1 protein-coding gene is annotated in these 1,944 nt (G+C 62.2%); it reads right to left on the bottom strand.

What is annotated here, in order from left to right; genetic code table 11:
* Positions 1-200 precede the first annotated feature (200 nt).
* A partial coding sequence (gene bcsB, locus ACXRVY_RS26420; RefSeq protein ID WP_458238667.1) for a cellulose biosynthesis cyclic di-GMP-binding regulatory protein BcsB occupies positions 201-1,944 on the bottom strand: 1,744 nt, incomplete at its 5' end.

Below are 1,944 nucleotides of genomic sequence, written 5' to 3'. Positions count from 1 at the left end.
GGACGAAGCGTGTCGCATAGGTTTGCCACAGTGGCCAGGCCGGCGGCTCGCAGGATTGTGCGGCCGCCATCGCCGGCGCCAGCAGGGCGAGCGCAAGCACAGCGCTCAACCTGCGCGCGTTACCGCGCAGGCCCTGGCGAAGTGAAGTACCCCGGCTGCTCATGGACGTCACAGGCATGAACGACACTGGCCCGCGCGGCTCATTGGCCAAGACGATGCTTGGCCCGTAGGCGCAGGGCCAGGTAGGCCATGCAAGAAAGCAGCAGGACCCCGATGAGGGTGAGCAGCATGAGCGCCATGACATTCTGCGAGAGGTACCACTGCAGATAGCGCAACGGACCCAGGCGCCCGACGTAGTAATCCTGCTCGGCGACCAGCGATTCGACATGCTTGCCCCTGACCACCACCAGACTGCCTTGCAGTTCGTTGGCATTTTCTTCGCTGCTGAGCAGGGCACTGGTCACGTCGGCCAGGCCGCCGGGCCTTGTGCCGGCGATAAATATCACGCTGCGCCCACTCTTGAGCGGCGATTCGAAGCCGGTCAGATAAGCACTGCCGTCCTCAGCGCTGAACCTGAAGCTGCTGCGCGCTTCACGCCGATTGGTTTTGGTATCCGGGCTGATCCAGTTGCGCAGACGCAACGGCAGGTCAGACAGTTCAAAGTACTGCGCAGCATCTTCGCCCCTGGCCGGCAGAAGGCTTTGCCATTGCTCCAGCAGCGGCTGATTGTTGCCCGAGGCGAGCACCAGCAAATCCCGGTCGCGTTGCTCGGCCACCTGGTCGGCGTGGACCACTTTCACGCCGGTGGCCGGATAACCGGTGGAGTCGCCGAAGCGGCCCAGCAGGGTCAGATAGGCGCTCAGATCGGCCGGGCCTGGCTCGTTGGGCAGGATCACCGAGGTTTCAGACAGGTCGGCCATGCGGGTGAACGGGAAGCCACTGTCCTTGAACACCCCGAGGTTGGGCATGGCCATGAAATGTTCGTATTGGCTGAGGTCCAGGGTCGAGTCCGGGTCGATCACACCGCGCATGTTGTCGATGATGATGTCGCGGCATTCGCCCTGTTTGATGTAGTCATACATGAAACGAAATTGCAGGCGCGACTGCAGCGCGACTGAATTGAGCGGCAACAGCATGCGCGACGTGCGGGCCAGGCTGTCGTCGGTTTTGAGCATCGACAGCAGGCTGTCGCTGTTGCCGAGTTTCTCGATCGAAGGCAGGTCGATCGACTTGATGAAGGTATCGTTGAAACTGATCAGCAACGAAGAGTTGGTGGAGACCGGTTGCGGCGTATAACGGTACTTCAGGTCAAGTTGCGCACCGGGCTCACGCCAGTTGAACAGATCGGGTGGCAAGCGCAGGGCAACGGTCATTTGTCCCGGGTTATAACCCGACACATTGAGTTCCGCGGGTTTCGCCAGTTCACCCAGACGAACCGGGCGATCGGAGGGCAGCCAGTTGGGCGCGTCGTACGGTTGGCGTGGCTTGAGCGAGTCGATCCGGTCGATCACCACGCTCTGTCCGGAAAAGGCCGAGCCACCGAGGGCCAACGCAGTCGCGGCAACTTTGAGATCGGCGCCATCGCGCCCGGAGACGATCAACAGTTTGCCCTGAGCATCATTCGGGTTGCTCACGAGGGTCAATGTCGGCCCCGTGGCCTCTTTGATCGGCAAACCACTCAAGGTCGTTGATTCGCTGGCGCTGACAAACACCACCGCGTTCCCTTTGGCCGGCAGGCTGCTGAGGCTGGTGGGGAAGGTTGCGCCGCGATAGCTGGCCAGTGCGCCGAACCAGGAAGAAAGGATGCCGGCGGCTTCAAGCTCCGGACCGCCTGGGTGCGCGGCGAACACGAAGGGCAGCTTCAGGGGCGAGGCGTCTCGACGATCGAACAAGGGCAGCGGCAGAGCGGACAGGTCGTTGGGCTGCTTAATCGAGGACACTTGG

The sequence above is a fragment of the Pseudomonas sp. P5_A2_2 genome, from assembly GCF_054177685.1.
Note: the sequence above shows the minus strand (reverse complement) of the source record. Positions and strands in the feature narration are given on the sequence as shown.